The sequence below is a fragment of the Burkholderia sp. WTPI3 genome, from assembly GCF_021483755.1.
Taxonomy (GTDB): domain Bacteria; phylum Pseudomonadota; class Gammaproteobacteria; order Burkholderiales; family Burkholderiaceae; genus Burkholderia.
In genome coordinates, this window is sequence record NZ_JAGIXF010000057.1 from 1 (window position 1) to 18385 (window position 18385).

19 protein-coding genes and 1 pseudogene are annotated in these 18385 nt (G+C 67.3%); 14 read left to right on the forward strand and 6 right to left on the reverse strand.

What is annotated here, in order from left to right; all coding sequences use genetic code 11:
• The first annotated feature begins 93 nt into the window (after positions 1–93).
• Positions 94–288 carry a hypothetical protein gene (locus J7024_RS25780; RefSeq protein ID WP_175796490.1) on the forward strand — a complete coding sequence of 65 codons (195 nt, stop codon included), beginning with the start codon at positions 94–96 and terminating at the stop codon, positions 286–288.
• 57 nt (positions 289–345) lie between these two features.
• Here J7024_RS25780 and J7024_RS25785 read toward each other — a convergent pair.
• Positions 346–657: pseudogene (locus J7024_RS25785) on the reverse strand (BamA/TamA family outer membrane protein); the annotation flags it as partial.
• A gap of 11 nt (positions 658–668) precedes the next feature.
• Between J7024_RS25785 and J7024_RS37190 the strand changes: the two are divergent.
• The 6 genes from J7024_RS37190 (at position 669) to J7024_RS25810 (ending at position 5085) form a co-directional block, all read left to right on the forward strand.
• Positions 669–800 carry a hypothetical protein gene (locus J7024_RS37190; RefSeq protein WP_261323651.1) on the forward strand — a complete coding sequence of 44 codons (132 nt, stop codon included), beginning with the start codon at positions 669–671 and terminating at the stop codon, positions 798–800.
• Positions 801–970: 170 nt separating this feature from the next.
• Complete coding sequence (locus tag J7024_RS25790) at positions 971–1744, forward strand: winged helix-turn-helix domain-containing protein (protein ID WP_124897660.1); 774 nt, start codon at positions 971–973, stop codon at positions 1742–1744.
• Positions 1745–1757: 13 nt separating this feature from the next.
• Complete coding sequence (locus tag J7024_RS25795; protein WP_124897659.1) at positions 1758–1970, forward strand: hypothetical protein; 213 nt, start codon at positions 1758–1760, stop codon at positions 1968–1970.
• A gap of 70 nt (positions 1971–2040) precedes the next feature.
• On the forward strand, positions 2041–3063 hold the full coding sequence (locus J7024_RS25800; protein ID WP_175761850.1) for a glycosyltransferase family 9 protein: 1023 nt from the start codon (positions 2041–2043) through the stop codon (positions 3061–3063).
• Positions 3047–3457, forward strand: a complete 411-nt coding sequence (locus J7024_RS25805; protein ID WP_124897657.1) for an H-NS histone family protein — start codon at positions 3047–3049, stop codon at positions 3455–3457. Before J7024_RS25800 ends, J7024_RS25805 begins: the two co-directional genes overlap by 17 nt.
• Positions 3458–3678: 221 nt before the next feature.
• Positions 3679–5085, forward strand: a complete 1407-nt coding sequence (locus J7024_RS25810; RefSeq protein WP_124897656.1) for a 3-deoxy-D-arabino-heptulosonate 7-phosphate synthase — start codon at positions 3679–3681, stop codon at positions 5083–5085.
• A 133-nt stretch (positions 5086–5218) separates the two neighbouring features.
• Here the strand turns inward: J7024_RS25810 and J7024_RS25815 are convergent, their stop codons facing one another.
• Positions 5219–6055 (reverse strand): alpha/beta fold hydrolase, encoded by an 837-nt coding sequence (locus tag J7024_RS25815; RefSeq protein WP_175761848.1) that lies wholly within the window; start codon positions 6053–6055, stop codon positions 5219–5221.
• Positions 6056–6400: 345 nt separating this feature from the next.
• Complete coding sequence (locus tag J7024_RS25820; protein WP_124897654.1) at positions 6401–7234, reverse strand: oxidoreductase; 834 nt, start codon at positions 7232–7234, stop codon at positions 6401–6403.
• A 94-nt stretch (positions 7235–7328) separates the two neighbouring features.
• Here J7024_RS25820 and J7024_RS25825 point away from each other — a divergent pair, with 94 nt between their 5' ends.
• The 3 genes from J7024_RS25825 (at position 7329) to J7024_RS25835 (ending at position 10259) form a co-directional block, all read left to right on the forward strand.
• Positions 7329–8300, forward strand: a complete 972-nt coding sequence (locus J7024_RS25825; RefSeq protein ID WP_234745586.1) for an AraC family transcriptional regulator — start codon at positions 7329–7331, stop codon at positions 8298–8300.
• A gap of 190 nt (positions 8301–8490) precedes the next feature.
• The gene (locus tag J7024_RS25830; protein ID WP_124897652.1) at positions 8491–9351 is read left to right on the forward strand and encodes a PhzF family phenazine biosynthesis protein; all 861 of its coding nucleotides are present in this window, start codon (positions 8491–8493) and stop codon (positions 9349–9351) included.
• Positions 9352–9581: 230 nt separating this feature from the next.
• A complete protein-coding gene (locus J7024_RS25835) occupies positions 9582–10259 on the forward strand; it encodes a hypothetical protein (RefSeq protein WP_124897651.1) in 678 nt (225 codons plus the stop codon).
• 28 nt (positions 10260–10287) lie between these two features.
• On the opposite strand, the gene J7024_RS25840 is transcribed toward J7024_RS25835, so the two are convergent.
• Together J7024_RS25840 and J7024_RS25845 are read right to left on the reverse strand one after the other, a co-directional pair.
• Entirely contained in the window at positions 10288–11574 is a 1287-nt protein-coding gene (locus J7024_RS25840; RefSeq protein ID WP_124897650.1) for an MFS transporter, read from the reverse strand.
• A gap of 157 nt (positions 11575–11731) precedes the next feature.
• Complete coding sequence (locus J7024_RS25845; protein ID WP_175751872.1) at positions 11732–12877, reverse strand: mandelate racemase/muconate lactonizing enzyme family protein; 1146 nt, start codon at positions 12875–12877, stop codon at positions 11732–11734.
• A 400-nt stretch (positions 12878–13277) separates the two neighbouring features.
• On the opposite strand from J7024_RS25845, the gene rbsK reads away from it, so the two are divergent.
• The 3 genes from rbsK to J7024_RS25860 are packed head-to-tail and all read left to right on the forward strand — an operon-like array spanning position 13278 to position 16675.
• Positions 13278–14204, forward strand: a complete 927-nt coding sequence (rbsK, locus tag J7024_RS25850; protein WP_124897692.1) for a ribokinase — start codon at positions 13278–13280, stop codon at positions 14202–14204.
• Between the two features lie 42 nt (positions 14205–14246).
• Positions 14247–15620: an L-fucose:H+ symporter permease gene (gene fucP, locus J7024_RS25855; RefSeq protein WP_124897648.1), complete on the forward strand. Its 1374-nt coding sequence runs from the start codon at positions 14247–14249 to the stop codon at positions 15618–15620.
• A gap of 2 nt (positions 15621–15622) precedes the next feature.
• Positions 15623–16675 carry an aldose 1-epimerase family protein gene (locus J7024_RS25860; RefSeq protein ID WP_234745587.1) on the forward strand — a complete coding sequence of 351 codons (1053 nt, stop codon included), beginning with the start codon at positions 15623–15625 and terminating at the stop codon, positions 16673–16675.
• Positions 16676–16697: 22 nt separating this feature from the next.
• On the opposite strand, the gene deoR is transcribed toward J7024_RS25860, so the two are convergent.
• Positions 16698–17468: a DNA-binding transcriptional repressor DeoR gene (gene deoR, locus J7024_RS25865; protein WP_124897646.1), complete on the reverse strand. Its 771-nt coding sequence runs from the start codon at positions 17466–17468 to the stop codon at positions 16698–16700.
• 155 nt (positions 17469–17623) lie between these two features.
• Here deoR and deoC point away from each other — a divergent pair, with 155 nt between their 5' ends.
• Positions 17624–18304, forward strand: a complete 681-nt coding sequence (deoC, locus tag J7024_RS25870) for a deoxyribose-phosphate aldolase (RefSeq protein WP_124897645.1) — start codon at positions 17624–17626, stop codon at positions 18302–18304.
• Positions 18305–18385: the final 81 nt, after the last annotated feature.

Consider the following 18385-nt stretch of genomic DNA (forward strand, 5'->3'; position numbering starts at 1 on the left):
CGATGAACCCCTGATGCCGGCAGCCGTCGCTGCCGGTGTCGCCGCAAGCGTCCTGCTTGATCCATACCGTCGATAGACGAGAGAGAGAACATCATGAAAAAAGCATTTGCAATGATCGGACTGTGCGCGCTGGCGCTGGCGCTCGGCGGATGTTGCTGGTGGCCGTACTGTTTCGGCCCGGGCGGCGGCGGTTACGGCGGCCCGGGCGGCGGCCCCGGGGGCCCGGGGCCGGGAAGAGGCGGCCCGCAGGGAGCGATTGCCGTACCGCATGCGCAGAACCTCGCCTGATCGGTCAGGACACCGCGCCCGGGTCGGACTTTCGATCCGGGCGCGGCGCACCGGCAGTCAGAACGACGTGCCGATCTGAAACTGGAATTTCTGATACTTGTCGGCACTGTGGCGGACGATCGGGAAACCGAGGCTGAGCTTGAGCGGCCCGATCGGCGAGATCCACGAGAGCCCCGCGCCGTACGAGTAGCGCAACCCGTTGGTGCCCGTACTGCTGCCTTCGGTGCCCCAGACGTTACCGCCGTCGACGAACGTGAACACGCGCAACGTGCGCTCGTAACCGGAACCCGGCAGCGGCAGCGTCAGTTCGACGCTGCCGGCAACCATCTTTGAGCCGCCGACCGGATCGCCCGTCGTCGTATCACGCGGGATCGCGAATCATGGTCCAGCTTCAGTTGAAGGGATTCGGGACGGCCGACAGCGGGCTCGCGTGCGAATTCGCCGCCACGGTGCCCGGCTATGCGGCAACCGCGCAGAAGGCACGAGGTGACCGGTTCGCCGATTACCCGTGATGCGGTGCGCCCGGAAGGCGGGTTGGGCGACCTCCATATTTTCTCCTCGATTTCTCCATCCTCGGTGCGCAGTTGCGCTCTAGCCTGAGCACCATTCGGCGTGGCGCTCGCCGCGCCGAACGGCGCGGTGCCACGCCCGTTGATTTGCAGTCAGGATCGTCGATACCCCCATGACTACCCGGATTCTCGTTCTCGAACCCAATCGCGGCCTGCGCGATACGCTGCGCGCCTGCCTTCACAAGTACCGGATCGAGATGTCCGCGCTGCGCGATCCGTCGTCGCTGCTCGCCCACGTCGGGAAGGAGATGCCGTCCGCGATCGTGCTGCGGGCGGACCGGCCGTTCGACGACGTGTACGTGGCACTGCGGAAGCTGCGGGCCGCGGGCTACGAGATGCCGGTGATCATGCTCAGCCGCGATGCGAATATTGCCGAGAAGATCGATGCGCTCGAACTCGGCGCGGACGATTATCTGATCGACCCGTTCTATCCGATGGAACTCGTTGCGCGCATCAAATGCGTGCTGCGCCGCTATGCCGCGTACGTCCAGGAACTGCCGGCCGCTCGCGAGACCTGCCGATTCGGCGACCTGGAAGTCGATTTCGTCACGCGATGCGCACGTCGCAACGGCTGCGACATCGGCCTGCGCGCCAGCGAATTCGCGCTGCTGGAGGCGTTCGTGCTGCGCCCGATGCGCGTGCTGTCCCGCGCGAACCTGCTCGCGCTGCTCGGCAAGGATGCGCTGGAACAGTCGGAGCGCGGGCTCGACGTGCGCGTGTTCCGGCTTCGCTCGGTCATTCAGCGCGGGGCGCGCCCGCATCGCTACATCCGGACCGTGCGCGGCAGGGGCTATATGTTCGTGCCGCCCGTCACCGCGCCCGCGAGCGATGCGCACGGCCTGTGGGACGAATGCGCGCCGACGCCCGCCCGATTTCCCGGCCGGTAACGGTATGCCGTTCATGCAAGCATTCGAGTGCATCGTCGCGATCGTCGTGCTATCGACACCGAAGCTGATACATGGGTATCGCACCCGGCGCATCAGGAACGTCTGCCGGCAACTCGGCACGCCGCCCGGCGTCTCCTACCTGTCGATGGTGTTCAACCCGCTCTATTGGCACCTCTGGACCGTCGGTCAATGGAAGCGGCATTTCGACAAACATGCCCGCTGGTAGAACAGGACACCGCTCGCGCGGCCCCCTTCTCGCGTTGCCCCGTTTCGTTACCCACACCCTCTGGCGATCAATGTCCATTCACCACGCGATGGATCGGATCCTCGTGATCCGGATAGATTTTCTGGGTGACATGCTGTGCACCACCGCACTGCTCCGCGCACTCAAGCAGCGCTGGCCGGATGCGGAACTCCACATCGTCGCGAACCGGTACAACGCGTCCGTTCTGGCCGGCAATCCGGACGTCCACGCGGTGCATACGTACGTGTATAGCCGGCAATGCGAGCGCAACGACCGTCCGGGCCGCTGGCACGCGGTGGTCGACCGGTTCCGGCTGATTCGTTGCCTGCGCCGCCTGCGCTTCGATCTCGCCGTCGTCCCGAACGGCGGGATGCATCGCAGCAGCGTCCGGTTCGCACGGTGGCTCGGCGTGCGGCATTGCCGCTGGCACGACGCGCGCACCGGCTTCGACGACCGTCGACCCGCGCATACGCACACGCGGCCGATCTGCCACGAGGCGTTATCCGGTTTTCAGCTCGTGCCCGAGCTGGGGCGCTGCAATCTCGACGGCCTCACGCTGGCCGTATATCCCGACGGTGCCCGCCAGCAGGCGTGGCATCGCCGGTTCGGCCCGAGCGCGAAGCCGCGCGTCGGCCTGTTCGTGTCGAACAAGGCGGCCGAACGACGCTGGCACGACGACAAATGGCGGGATCTCGGCCGACGACTCGGAGAACGGGCCGACGTCATCGTGTTTCACGATCCCGCGATCCCGCAGGAGAAGCGCGCATGGCAGGGCCTGAGCGCGCACCATGTCGAACCGTCATCGGTGTCCGACCTGATTGCGGCGGCCAGCCTGCTCGACGTCATCGTGTCGGCCGACAGTGCGCCCGTGCATCTCGCATCGGCGCTGGGCGTGGCGGTCGCCGCGCTGTTCGAGGACCGGCCCGAAAAATACCTGCGCTGGCATCCGCTCGGCGTGCCGCACGTCATCTTGCGGGCCGGCGCGACAGTCGACGCCATCGGCGTCGACGTGGTCGAGCGAGCCGTGTGCCGCCTGCTCCGGCAGCCGGCTCGCCAACGTGTCGTTGCCGCATGACCGGAACCGAAGCAAGTCGAGCGATCAGATCGAACCATTTAGCGAAGCAATCACCATCCCGCCAAAGACAGACGGAGAAAATCGGATGAGTTCATATCGGGAGCTTTTGAATCAGCTGCACAACCTGACGGCGGAAGTCGAGGCGGCGCGTCTCGCGGAATTCCAGCGTGTCGTCGAGGACATGCGCGCGACGGCGGCGGCATACAAGATCACGGCACAGGATATTTTTCCGCCGTCGGCGGAGGATTCATCCGCTTCCGGCCGGGCGATCAGCCGAGGCCGGACCGGCGCGAAATACCGGAATCCGCACACGGGCGCAACGTGGTCCGGGCGTGGAAGAAAGCCGCACTGGCTCAGGAACGTCGCAGATCTCGGCAAGTTTCTGATCAAGTGACGAGCGGTGGGCGCGCCGGGAAAGTCATGCCGGCATCGACGGGAACGCAGATGCGGATGCAGCCATCCGGTGCTCGCCGAGCGCGCGCGGCGAGGCCGCCGCTGTCGGGCAGCAAATGACGACGACCGCGCAACGCCCGGCCCTGCATGCCGGCGCTGCGTGATACCGTTGCACATCGCAAGTCACGACCGCGCGACCCGCGTTCACAGCCGCCATTCGCCATGCCGCCGACACCGTTGCCCGCCCTGCTGGATGAAGTCCTGCGCACCGTCGATCGCCGCTTCCGGTTGCCGCCGCTCGTGCGCGCGGCGTCGCTGACCGACGCCGCGAATCCGGCCACCGTCATCGCGATCGTGATCGAGGAAGCGCGCCGCGTGCAGGCCGACGGCCACACGCCCGGCCCGGAACTGCAACATCGCTTCATCGATACGCTCGCACGGATGATCGACGACGCCATGGACGCACACTCCGGCGACCCGGCATTTCAGGCCGCGGTGCTGCGGCACGGCGCGGCAGCCGTGCGCGAATACGCGTCGCTCGCCGCGCATGCGGAGCAGGACCGGCGCACGCTGCGCTCGGCCGTCAACACGATCGCGCATCCGGCCCGGCTCGAGCGTCACGCACAGGCGTGGCAACGCGCGCCGCTTGCGCGGCTGCATGCGGCGGCCACCGATGCGTCGTGGGACGATCTCGAGGTCACGCTGCAACAGTTGCTCGCGCAACCGGAAACGGCAACCGACGCCGCGTTCGAACAGGACATCGTCAAGCTGAAGGACAACCCGGCACTCGGCCGGCTGCAGCGTCTCGACGCATTGCTGCCGGATCCGGACGTCCGGCACTACCGCGCGCTGTGGGAACGCCAGGGCCCGCTCGAAGGCAGCGCGCTCGCCGTCGCACAAGGCGCGACGTCGCAACGGCGCGGCGCGGCCGTCGAAGCACTGGCCGCGCGGGCGCTCGACGCGTTGGCGGCCCAGCTCGACGCGGACGATGCAAAACGCACGTATCGCGTGGTCACGTCGATGCGCGTGCCCTCGTCGATACCGGGCAAGCATGATCGCGCGAAGACCGAGTGGGATGTCGTGCTGCTCGACCGCGCGCGCGGCGACGATCCGTCGGCCGCGTGGCACGTCCGCTTCCTCGTCGAAGCGAAAGCGTCGGCCGATGCGGCGACGACCGATTTACCGCGTCTTACGCGCGGCCTGGGCCTGCTCGCGCAAGCGGATCCGGACACCGTCTATTCGTTCGACACACGCGAAGGCACGGTGCGCCTGCACGGCGCATCGCTGCACGCGCTGACGATCGACGACGCGGCGCTGCAACGCGAGGTGCTGTACTGCTGCGATGCAGCGGCAGATCCGGCGCCGCGCCTGCTGGGCGCAGCGAGCCGCATGCAGTTGCTGTCGGCGCCGGCGAGCCTCGACTATGCGAGCGCGCCGGCGCGGCAAAAGGATGCCGCCCGGCACGGCCTCGGCGTCATCTGGCACGCGCTGCTGGAGCAGCCGTCGTGGCGCGCCGTGTTGCACCAGTACGAAGCGCTGCGTCAGGTGCGCGCGTTGATGGTGGGCGTCGACGATCTGATGGCCGCGATCGAAGGCGATCTCGGCGACAACGCCGCGAACGAAGCGTGACACACCGCGCAACCTGCGAACCGGGTGACCGCGCCAGCGCCGCCGTACTCTTTCCGGATAACGCGCGACACCCGGGCAAGGCCGAGAAGAAGCGGCCGGCGCAGCCCGCCGAAACGGGCATGCGCCGCGTTCGTCACGACTGCACGAACGCCAGCAGGTCGGCGTTCAGCACGTCCGCATTGACGGTCAGCATCCCGTGCGAATAGCCCGGATACGTCTTCAGCGTGCCGTTCTTCAACAGCTTGACCGACTTCAGCGCCGAGTCCGCGATCGGCACGATCTGGTCGTCCTCGCCGTGCAGCACGAGCGTCGGCACCGAGATCGAGCGCAGGTCTTCGGTCTGGTCCGTTTCCGAGAACGCCTTGATGCCTTCGTAGTGTGCCTTCGCGCTACCCTCCATTCCCTGACGCCACCAGTTCCGGATCACGCCCTGGTGCACCGTCGCACCGGGCCGGTTGAAGCCGTAGAACGGGCCGGACGGCACGTCGAGGAAGAATTGCGCGCGATTGTCGGCGAGCGCCTTGCGGAAGCCGTCGAACACGTCGAGCGGCAGGCCTTCCGGGTTCGCGTCGGTCTTCAGCATCAGCGGCGGCACCGCGCTGACCAGCACGGCCTTCGCGACACGGCCGGCAGGCTCGCCGTGGCGGGCCACGTAGCGTGCGACTTCGCCGCCGCCGGTCGAGTGACCGATATGAACCGCGTTGCGCAGGTCGAGGGCTTCGACCACCGCGAACGCATCGGCTGCGTAGTGATCCATGTCGTGACCCTCGGATACCTGCGCCGAGCGGCCGTGGCCGCGACGGTCGTGCGCGATCACGCGATAGCCGTTCTGGACGAAGAACAGCATCTGCGCATCCCAGTCGTCGGCAGACAGCGGCCAGCCATGATGGAAGACGATCGGCTGCGCATCCTTCGAGCCCCAGTCCTTGTAGAAAATGTCGACGTTGTCCTTCGTAGTGATGTACGGCATGGCTGCTGGCTCCTTCGGGATAAGGTAGGCATTGCGTACTGGCCGACCGCCAGGGCGGAGGTCGGTGTCGGGCTGCGGCGCGGCGGCACACCGCGCGAATCGACGCAGCCCCCTCGTTGTAGCGGAAAACCGAGACCCTGTCATGAAGCGGATTCGGTTCCGGTACGAACGGCATGCCGGCGACGGGGCGCGCCCCGATATCGCATCGGATTCTCTGCTCCGACCCGCTCGCGTCGGTCACTGGATTCCGCGTGGGCGACGTCATGTGCATCGAGTGTCGTCGACGGACAGCCGCCCACTCAATGCAACTAACTGTATGAGCGTGCCGCACACGAACATTGCGCCTCAACCGTCCGTGGAGACCGTCACCGCCTCCCATGCGCGAATTTCGTCTTCCAGTGCAGACAACTTGCCGCGCACCAGTTCGAGCGCATCGCTACCGAGCAGCAGATGCGCCGGCGGCCGCGCCGCGTCGATGACCGTGAGCATCGCGCGAGCCGCCCTCACGGGATCGCCGGGTTGCCGCCCGCTTTTCTCCTCGCGGGCACGGCGAATCGGATCGAAGATCGCATCGTAATCGGCGACAGCGCGCGGCGTTCGCGTCATCGAGCGGCCGGCCCAGTCGGTGCGGAACGAGCCCGGCGCGACCGCGGTCACCGCAATGCCGAACGGTTCGAGCTCCTTGCCGAGCGCCTCGGAAATGCCTTCCAGCGCGAACTTGCTACCGCAGTAATACGCGATGCCCGGCATCGTGATGTGGCCGCCCATCGACGTGATGTTCAGAATGCGGCCGCGGCGACGTTTGCGCATGAACGGCACGACCGCCTTCATCATCGCGACGGCGCCGAATACGTTCACGTCGAACTGACGGCGCAGCTCCGACAGCGGCGACTCCTCCATGATGCCTTCGTGCCCGTAGCCGGCGTTGTTCACCAGCACGTCGACGGGCCCGACGCTCGCCTCGATCTCCGCGACGACGCCGTCGATGCGCTCGAAGTCGGTCACGTCGAGCACACGCGCGAACGCCGCCTGCGCGGACAGCGCTTCGAACGCCGCCCGCGCCGCTTCGCTTCTCACGGTGCCGACCACCGTATGCCCCGCGGCCAGCGCCTGTTGCGCGAGCGCGCGGCCGAAGCCGCTGCTGACGCCGGTGATGAGGATGAGGTTGCCGGATGCCATGTGAACTTCTCCCGAATGTCGATCGAAGCATGCATGTTAGTCTGACTCACTACGCCGAATAAGTCTGAATCCGCTGATCTTCTTGCATAAAACTATGAGCACCGTATCCCTCGCCGCCCCATCGTCGTCACTGTCCGTGCGCAACCGCAACCGCGTGATTGCCCTGCTGAACGCACTGGCGCCCGACGAAGGCTACAACCTGACGGCGCTGCCGAGCGTGCGCATCCTGCGCTCGAATCGCGCGCTGTCGCGCACGCCGGTGCTGTATGACCCGGGGATCGTGATCGTCTGCCAGGGCAGCAAGCGAGGCTACTTCGGCGGTGAACGCTATCTGTACGACGCGGATCACTATCTGGCCGTATCGGTGCCCGTGCCGTTCAGCATGGAAACCGATGCAACGCCCGCGCGACCGCTGCTTGCGCTGTATCTGCACCTCGATTTCACGATGGCCGCCGAGCTGGCCGCGCAGATCGACGGCGACGGCACCGCGGAACCCGTGCAGGCGCCCAGGAGCATGATGTCGACGCCGATGGACGAAGCGATGCAGACGAGCGTGCTGCGCTTCGTCGAGGCGATGCACCGTCCGCTCGAAGCGGCGGTGCTCGGCCCGGCGCTGCTGCGCGAACTGTATTTCCGCGTGCTCACCGGTGCGCAGGGCAGCGCCATGAGAAGCGCGCTCGCGATGCGTGGACAGTTCGGCCGGATCGGCCGTTCGCTGCGCATGATCCATACCGGCTACGCGCAACCGCTCGACGTGCCGCAACTGGCCGCGCAAGCCGGGATGAGCGTGCCGAGCTTCCACAGTCACTTCAAGGCGATCACGCAGGTGTCGCCGATCCAGTACCTGAAATCGACGCGCCTGCATCAGGCTCGCCTGTTGATGGTGCGTCGGGACCTGACGGCGGAAGCCGCGTGCCATGCCGTCGGCTATACGAGCCCGTCGCAATTCAGCCGGGAATTCAAGCGGCTGTTCGGCCTCACGCCCGCGCAGGAGAAGAAGCGCATGCGCGAATGCTTCGCGATTCCGGAAGCGTTCGACGATGCCGTTTATGTGTCGTCGCATTGACATCGGAAACGGCGCTTCGACGGACACCTTCGTTGCGCCCGCATCGAAATCTCCGACCCGATTCGGCAGGCGGGCGGATCGCGGTCGCGCGACACCTGCTGCGCGTCTTCGAGGCACAATGCCGGTATCGCACGACGACGGCATCGCCTCGAACGAATACCGTTGCGTCATGCCCCAACGAGAGATTCGAATGACCACGTACGCGTTCCGCCTGCTCAATGTATTCGCCGAATCCACGTTCGGCGGCAACCCGTTATGCGTGTTCGAGGATGCGCGCGGCATGGACGACGCGACCATGCAGGCGCTGGCCGTGCAGTTCAACCTGTCGGAAACGACCTTCGTGCTGCCGTCGGATCGCGCGCATGCGCGCGTGCGCATCTTCACGCCCGGCTACGAGATGGCGTTCGCGGGCCATCCGGCGCTCGGCACCGCGCACGTCGTGCGCGACACGCTCGCGGCAGGCAATGCGCTGTCGCTCGAATTCAAGGCCGGCGTGGTCGACATCAATGCGAGCGACGACGTGTGGACGTTCACGCCGCCGCACTCGGGCATGCCAAAAACGGCGCCCTGCACATTGCCCGATACCGACACCGCTGCCATGCTCGGACTGACGGCGGACGACCTGCTCGCGCCGCCGCTCTGGGTCGACACCGGCGCGGACCAGCTGCTGGTCGCCGTCAAAACCCCCGCAGCCGTGCGCCGCGCGCGGCCCGACAGCACGTACCTCGATCGCTGGCCGGCCAGCAGCCTCGGCCGCAAGACCGCTTATGTGTTCGCATTCGACCCGTATCGTCCCGAGAAAGTGGTATCCCGCTATTTCTTTGCGAAACAGGGCGGCGGCATTTCTGAAGATCCGGGCACCGGGTCGGCCTGTGCGAATCTGGGCGGCTGGCTGCTTGCCGCGGGTCATGCGCTGCCCGCCGCGTTCGAGGTCGAACAGGGCGAAGCCGTCGGCCGGCCCTGCCTGCTTCGGTTGTCGGTCAGCGAGCGTGGCGCAATCGACGTCGGCGGCCGTGTGGTGGAACTCGGGCACGGCGTGATCGACGTGTAGCGGCCGCTGTCGGCCACGTCGGGCGCGGTCCCCGCTACCCGCGCGACAGGCGTGCTCCGGGGAGCCGCCCGCTCACCGCGCGCGCGCCTTCCACACCGTCACCTCGTGCGGCGTCTGCCCGGGCTGGGCACGGGCCCGCGCGGCGCACGACGAGTCGTCGACAATCACGCGCGGGATGCACGACGCGTTTGCTATGCTGCGCGCATTGCCAGTCCGAGCCGATCGCCGACATGAACGACCTCGCCCCCGACCTCGCGCATACGTTGCGCGCCTCCTGCGACGCGTGCTTCGGCACACCTACCGTCTGGCCGCTCGTCGAGCGCGCGTATCGCGAGCCGCAGCGCTTCTATCACACGCTCGCGCACCTTGCGGAGCTGTTCGAACATCTCGCGCCGTATCGTGCCGAGCCGCTGTGGCCAGCGATCGAGCTGGCCGTCTGGGCGCACGACGTCGTCTATGCGACGACGCTGCCGGACCATGCGGAAAACGAGGCGCGCAGCGCGCAATGGCTCGTGCAGATCGCGCAGACGCACTGCACCGAAGGGTGGCGGCGCGCGCACGCATCGCACGTCTCGATCGCGCACGCGCTCGTGCTCGCGACGAAAGCGCACCGGCTGCCCGACGCGTTCGGGGCCGATCCCGACGTGCAGCGCGCCGGACGGATTTTTCTCGACGCCGATCTCGCGATCCTCGCGGCCGCACCCGACCGGCTGCGCGAATACGATCGTGCGATCGCACGAGAATGGGCGCAGGATCCCGACGCGCCGTCGGCGGCATTCCGCATCGGGCGCAGGCAAGCGCTCGAACATCTGCGCGAACAGGATCCGCTGTTTCAGTCCGCGGAATTCGCGCCGCTCACGCCGGTCGCACGACGCAATCTCGACACGCTGATCCGCGCGTACGCATGAGCGCGGTACGCGCCGCCGCGCCGCTTCGTCAGACGGCGCCGCGCATTTGCGCGACGGCCCGCGCGCGCACCGCGAACGTCAGGATCACCGCACCGGCGAGCGCCGACGCACCCGCGAGCACGAACGCGCTCGCATAACCGCCACCGTACTGGACGAGCCAGCCGGTCACGCTCGGCGACAGGATCCCCGCGAGATTCGCGAGCAGGTGCACGAAGCCGCCCGCCGAGCCGACGCGTTCGCGCGGCACGATCTCCTGCAACAGCGACCAGCACGCCTGCGGCGCCATGAACGCGAACAGGCTCGCGATCGCGATCAGCGTGACGGCCGCGCCGAGCGAACTCACGCGCGATGCGAGCAGCACGCACGCCGCCGCGACGGCCAGCCCGACGACGATCACGACCTTGCGCGCGAACAGCACGTCGCCGGTGCGGCGATAGATGCGGTCCGACACGGTGCCGCCGGCCACGAAACCTACGGTCGCGCCGAGCCACGGCAGGATGCCGACGACGCTCATCTGCTTGATGTTCAGATGCTGGTAGTCGGTCAGGTAGCTCGGCAGCCACGACAGGAAGAAATACAGCACGTAGTTGAAGCTGAAGAACGCGAGCGCAACGCCGAGCACCGGGCGCGACAGCAGATCGCGCAGCAGCGGGCGGGCGGCACGATCGGGTGCGTGCGCGTCGGGCGCGACGTCGATCATCCGGTCCGACACGATCTCGCGCGCCTCTTCGGGCGACACGCGCGGATGGGTCGCCGGATCGTCGCGGAACAAGATCCACCACGCGGCAAGCCACACGAAGCCGAGCGCGGCGATCACGACGAACGACACGCGCCACCCGAACTGCAGCGCGACGAGCCCGACGATCGGCGCCGCGATCGCCGCGCCGAGCGGCTGCCCAGCATTGGTCCAGCCGACCGCGCGGCCGGCCTCGCGGCGCGGGAACCAGTTCGAGATCGCCTTGTTCGTCGTCGTCCCCATCGGCCCTTCGCCGATCCCGAACGCGACGCGCACGACGAGCAGGTGCGCGAACGATCCGGCCAGCGCGGTCGCGCCGCAGAACAGCGACCACACGCCGGCCGCACAGGCGAACACGCGCCGCGGCCCGAACCGGTCCGCGGCCCAGCCGCCGACGAAACAGAACACGCAGTAGCCGATGAAGAAACTGCTGAAGAGGATGCCCATCTGCGCGTCATCGATGCCGAGTTCGCGCTTGATGATCGGCGCGACGACGGACAGCGCCGCGCGATCGAGATAGTTGAGCATGCCGGCGCCGAACAGCAGCGCGCCGACCCACCAGCGGTAATGCGTTTTCATGTCGTCTCCTTCTTGTTGACCGGGGCGAGCGCGTCGATGCGTGCCCGGCTTCATGGTTTTCGGTTGCGGCGCCGACGTCGGCTGCCGCTTCATGCGCTTCGATCCGGTGCGATGCGATGCATCGCCGTCTGCTGCGTGGCACGCAGCGGGTCCGTGCTCACGCGAGCGTCGCGCGCGCGATCGTGTTGCGTGCCAGCACGGCGTCGTCCGGTGCGAACCCGAGCCCCGGCGTGTCGGGCAGGCGTAGCCGCGCGCCGGGCCGCTGCGCGTCGTGCAGCCGCTCGGGCCAGTCGAGATACGGAATTTCCAGCGCGACATCGTCCGGCAGCGTCGCGACGACGTGCGCGGTCGCGAGCAGCCCCGCGCCGTAATAGAAGCAATGCGGCACGACGCGCACGCCGTGATGCGCGGCGAGCGCGATCACCTCGGCCATGCCGGTCGGTCCGCCGATCTTCGCGACGCTCGGCTGCGCAACGTCGAGCGCGCCGTGTTCGAGCAGGTCGCGAAAACCCGCGACACCGGACGCGTTCTCGCCGGCCGCGACCGGCACGCCCGTGCCGCGCACGCGTGCGATGCCTTGCGCGTCGTCGCATGGCCAGACCGGTTCCTCGATCCAGCCTAGCCGCAGGTCGGCCAACTCGCTCACGCGCTCGAGCGCGTCGCTCGCGGTCCACGGGCAGTTCACGTCGACCATCAGTTCGCCGCCGGCCGGCAACGCGTCGCGCGCGGCCGCGATCGCCTCGCGCTGCGTCTCGTGCAGCTTGATGCGCCGGAACCCTTCGTCCCACGCGCGTCGCACATGGCGGGCGACTTCGTCGGGCGCGTTGTCGTAGCTGACGAGGCTCGCATAGACGTCGATCTCGTCGCGACGGCCGCCGAGCCAGCGATACAGCGGCAAGCCGGCCGCCTGCGCGGCGAGGTCGTGCAGCGCCGTGTCGATCGCGGACAGCGCATACAGCACCGGCCCCGTGCGCCCGAACGCATGCAGCGCGCGGTCGGCCGCGTCGCGCAATGCGGCGATCCCCTGCCGCGTCGGCTCGAATTCGGCGCCCTTGAACCAGCGGCCGACCGGACCTTCGAGCGCCGCGTACGTCACGGGGTTGATCAGATGGCCGAACGCCTCGCCCCAGCCGACGCGGCCCGCGTCGTCGGTGAGCCTGACGAGCAGCGATTCCATGCGGCGCAGCGTGCGGTCGGCGGCGTTGTAGGTATCGGCGGCGGCCTGTTCGGCACCGGTGACAGGACGACGGCCCGCGTCGAACGCGAGCGACAGGCGGATGACTTCGATGGCGGCGATTTTCACGAATGGATTCCCGATGCGGCGGGTCGGCGGCGCGTATGCGGCCGACTGCGAAAGGCGCGATATGACGGGCAATGCCGGTGCGCTGCGCTCGAACGCGGTGCAGTGCAGTGGATCGCCCCAATGATCGGTCATCATATGACTTGGGCTACGCAAATACAAGTGACCCTCTCGTAAAACCCTACATGACTGCCGGGATTCGTTTGTTCCTTCTCATACGACATCCCACAACTTCACATGTATTACCTCCGTGACGGCGATCCCGCTCGTGAATTCTTCCCACACAGTGACCAGGCTAACATCGAAAGATTGCATTCTCACATTTACTGTGATTTTATTATCATTCGTTCCGGCCGCTGCCGATCGCGCACACGGCCCACCCCATTCCAAGGAAGAGACTCAGATGGAGACAATCGCCGTCATCGGCAGCAACATGGTCGACCTCGTGACCTATGTAGCCCGCATGCCCGCCCGGGGCGAAACGCTCGAGGCGCCGAACTTCGAGCTCGGCTGCGGCGGCAAGGGTGCGAACCAGGCGGTCGCCGCCGCGCGCCTCGGCGCGCGCGTCGTGATGGTCACGAAGGTCGGCGACGACGTGTTCGCCGACAACACGCTCCGCAACTTCGCGCGCGAAGGCATCGACACCACGCACGTACGCAGGGTCGCCGGCGTGCCGAGCGGCGTCGCGCCGATCTTCGTCGAACCCGATTCCAGCAACAGCATCCTGATCGTCAAGGGCGCGAACCGCCACCTGCGGCCGGCCGACATCGACGCGGCCGCGCCAACGCTCGTCGAATGCGCGCTGATCGTGCTGCAGCTCGAAATCGAGCTCGACACGGTCTATCACGCGATCGAATTCGGCGCGAAGCACGGCATTCCGGTACTGCTGAACCCCGCGCCCGCCGTCGCCGACCTCGATTTCGAGCGGATCCGCTCCATCGAATTCTTCGTGCCGAACGAAACCGAGCTCGCGATCGTGTCCGGAATGCCGGTCGATTCGCGCGAGAGCGCGACCCGCGCCGCCGAATCGCTGGTCGCGCGCGGGCTGAAGCACGTGCTCGTCACGCTCGGCAGCGAGGGCTCGCTGCTGGTGTCGCGCGACGGCGCGCGGCACGTGCCGGGCGTCCCGGTCGACGCACGCGACACGACAGGCGCCGGTGACGCGTACATCGGCTGCTTCGCGCGCTGCTACGCGGCGTCGCGCGACGCGCTCGACGCGATGCGCCATGCGTCGGCGTACGCCGCGCATTCGGTCACGGGCCTCGGCACGCAAAAGTCGTACGCCGACGCCGCGACGTTCGAACGCTTTCTGCGCGACGCCGGCCGCTGAACGGCGCCGTCCATCGACGAGATCAACTGGAAGGAGACACCCATGAGCCGAGCCAGAATCGAACACACACCCGACGGCTACCACCTCAACCGCACGCCCCTCTTCGCGTTCACGCTGCTCTGCTGCCTGTTCGCGCTGTGGGGCACCGCGGCGAACCTGAACGACGTGCTGATCGCGCAGTTCAGGAAATCGTTCTTCCTGTCCGATTTCGAATCGGCGTTCGTGCAGTCCGCGTTCTATCTCGGCTACTTCTTCCTCGCGATTCCCGCCGCGACGGTCGTGAAGAAGTTCAGCTACAAGACGACGATCCTCGTCGGCCTGCTGCTCTACACGACCGGCTGCCTGCTGTTCTTCCCGGCGGCTTCGATGGCGAAATACGGAATGTTTCTCGTCGCGCTGTTCGTGATCGCCGCGGGCCTGTCGTTCCTCGAAACGGCATCGAACTCGTATTCGACGCTGATGGGCCCGCGCGACACCAGCACGCGCCGCCTGAACATCTCGCAGACGTTCTACCCGTTCGGCGCGATGGCGGGCGTGTACATGGGCAGCTTCCTGATCTTCAAGGAAGGCGACGCATCGCACGCGCAGCTCGCGGCGATGTCGGCAGCCGAAGCGCACCAGCACCAGCTCGCGATGATCCAGGCGACGCTCGAACCGTACAAATGGCTGATCGTCGTGCTCGCGGCTGTGTTCGTCGTGTTCGCGCTGACGCCGTATCCGGCCTGCAAGGGCAACGGCTCGGGCGCGGCCGCGCACCGGATCGACGCGCGCGGCACGCTCGTGCGACTGTTCGGCAACCGGCGATTCGTCGCGGGCATCGTCGCGCAGTTCCTGTACGTCGGCGCGCAGGTCGGCGTGTGGAGCTTCACGATCCGGCTCGCAATGCAGATCGGCGGGCTCGACGAGCGCGGCGCATCGCACTATCTGCTCGCGACGTTCTTCGCGTTCTTCGTCGGCAAGCTGATCGCGACGCTCGTGATGAAGCGCGTCGGCCCGGCGAAGGTGCTGATCGCCTACGGCGTGCTGTGCATCGCGCTGCTCGCGTACACGATCGGCGTGCACGACATCACGGCCGTCTATGCGGCGGTATGTGTGAGCGTGTTTCTCGGCCCATGCTGGCCGACGATCTACGGCCTCACGATCGACGGTCTCGGCAAGGACACCGAATACGGCGGCTCGATCCTCGTGATGAGCATCGTCGGAGGCGCGGTCGTGCCGCTGATCCAGGGGCTGATCTCCGATCACACGGGCGGCAACATGCAGCTCGCGTTCGTCGTGCCGCTCGCATGCTTCGTCGTGATCGTCTACTACGGCTTCTACTGCCTGCGCCACCGGCCGGCCGCGATACCCGACACCGCAGGCGAAGGCAGCACGTCCGCGCGCTACGTCGACACGCGCAATACGTCGGGAGCCTGACGATGCGAGGCGAAATCGAACTGCGCCGCGACGACTTCCGCGACACGCCGCGCACGCTGTACCGCGCCGACGGCGTCACCGTCACCGCGTTCGCGTATCCGTCCGGCGTCGAGGCGCTGAAGCTCGAGAACCGGCGCGGCCACGTCGTCGTGCTGCCGTATCTGGGCCAGATGATCTGGGCCGCCGCGTTCGACGGCTGCGACCTGACGATGAAGCACATGTTCCGGCAGCCGAAGCGCGCGGCGTCGATCATCGATACGTACGGCTGCTTCATGTTCCACAGCGGGCTGCTGCGCAACGGTTGCCCGGGCCCGGACGACACGCACGCGCTGCATGGCGAGATGCCGTGCGCGCCGATGGATCGCGCCAGCCTCGTCGTCGGCACGGATGCGCACGGCGCGATCGTTGAAGTGACCGGCGAGTACGAATACGTGCAGGGCTTCGGCAGCCACTACGTCGCGCGCCCGTCGGTGCGGCTCGCCGAGCACGACGCGCAGATGACGATCGGGATGGACGTGACGAATCTCGGCGGCACGCCGATGGACCTGATGTACATGGCGCACCTGAACTACGCGTACGTGCCGGGCGGCCGCTTCGTGCAGTCGCTGCCGCGCGGCGGCCTGCGGCTGCGCGACAGCGTGCCCGCGCACGTGAAGCCGACGGCCGCGTGGCGCGACTACACGGCCACGCTCGCACGCGAACCGGAACGGCTCGCGACGCTCGATGCCGCCGCGCCGTACGACCCGGAAATCGTATTCTTCATGAACGGCGCGGCAACGGATGCGCATGGCGTCGCGCATTTCCTGCTCGCGCATCCGGACGGCGGCGCATTCCACACCGCGTATCGTCCCGAACAGTTTCCGCACGCGACACGCTGGATCCTGCACAACGCGGACCAACAGGTGGCCGCGTTCGCGCTGCCGTCGACGTGCGAGCCGGAAGGCTATGAGGCCGAGCGCCGCAAAGGCCATGTCGCGGCGCTTGCGCCGGGCGCGACGCGCCGCTTCGAGGTCGTCACGGGCTGTCTGAGCGCGACGGAACGGCCCGATGCGTAGCGCGATGCGTGGCCGCCCGCCGTCAGGTCACGAGCGCGATCCCGTGTTCGCGGATCGTCGTTTCGTACCGGCTGCTCAACTGCCCGTCGGAGATCACGTAGTTGAAGTCGGTGAGCTCCGCGAAGTACGCGGCGCGCACTTCGTCGAACTTCGTGTGATCGACGAGCAGGAAGCGGTTCTGCGCGCGCGCCATCACCTTCTTCTTCGCGTCGACTTCGTGGAAGTTGAAGCACGTGACGCCGCAGCGCTCGCTCACGCCGGCCGCCGAGATGAACGCCTTCGACACGCGCACCGTATCGAGAATGCCTGTCTCGGCCACCGACTCGAACACCATGTTCTTGCGGTGATACGCGCCGCCGCACAGGATCACACTGCAATGCGGCTTCTGCTGCAGCTTCGCGAACACGTTCAGCGAATTGCAGACGGCGGTGAATTCGAGGTCGTCCGGAATGAAGTCGACGATGAACGGCGTGGTCGAGCCGCAGTCGACGAAGATCGTGTCGCCCGTCTTCACGAACTGCGCGGCGAGCTTGCCGATGCGGCGCTTCTCCTCGGTCTGCCGGTTGTTCTCGTCGCTGATCAGGTATTCGCCGATGTCGCTGCGTTGCGCGGCGAAATGGCGCGTCACGTAGCCGCCGATCAGGCTCAGGCCGTGCGGGTTATCCGCGAGGTCGCGGCGGATCGTCATTTCCGACACGCCGAACAGGTCGGCCACTTCCTTCAGATGAATCGCGTTCTGCCCTTGCAGTACGTTCATCAACGTCCTGATCCGTTCGCCCTTCTTCGTTTCCATGCCTGTATCCTGCCTGCCCGTCACACGGGTCGCCCGCGTCGCTCGTCGTGCCGGGCGCGCAGGCCCGGCCGGAATGTCGTATTTGTAACAAACCGATGTGAAAACATCAACTTTCCGTGTGCCTTTCCGGCACACGATCCGTGGAGTCCTGACACATGCCGCTTTCCAACGCCCAACTCGCCCAAACCATCGATCACACGCTGCTCGCGCCCGAAGCGAGCGACGCGCAGATCCGCGAACTCTGCCGCCAGGCGGCCGAGCATCGCTTTTACTCGGTCTGCGTGAATTCGGCGAACGTGCCGCTCGCCGCGCGCGAGCTGGCCGACACAGGCGTGCGCGTCTGTGCGGTGGTCGGCTTTCCGCTCGGCGCGGGGCTGTCCGCCGCGAAAGCGTTCGAGGCGTCGGCTGCGATTGAGGCCGGCGCGCGCGAGATCGACATGGTGATCAACCTCGGCGCGCTGAAAAGCGGCCGCGCCGACGACGTGCAGGCCGATATCGATGCCGTGCACCGCGCATGCGGCACGGTGCCGCTCAAGGTGATCCTCGAAACGGGGTTGCTGACCGACGACGAGAAGGTGCGCGTGTGCGAGATGTGCCGCGCGCTCGGCGTCGCGTTCGTGAAGACGTCGACCGGTTTCGGTCACGGCGGCGCAACGCTCGCGGACGTCGCGCTGATGCGCCGCACGGTCGGCCCGACGCTCGGCGTGAAAGCCTCGGGCGGCGTGCGCGATCGGGCGACCGCGCTCGCGATGCTCGAAGCCGGCGCGACACGGCTCGGCACGAGCTCGGGCGTGGCGATCGTCACGGACAAGGACGGCAGCGACGCGGCGTACTGACCGCACGGCGGGCCGGCCGCCTGCGCGTCGTCAGGTCGCGGCACGCAGGCAGCCGGTGTCGAACGGTTCGGCCGGCACGCG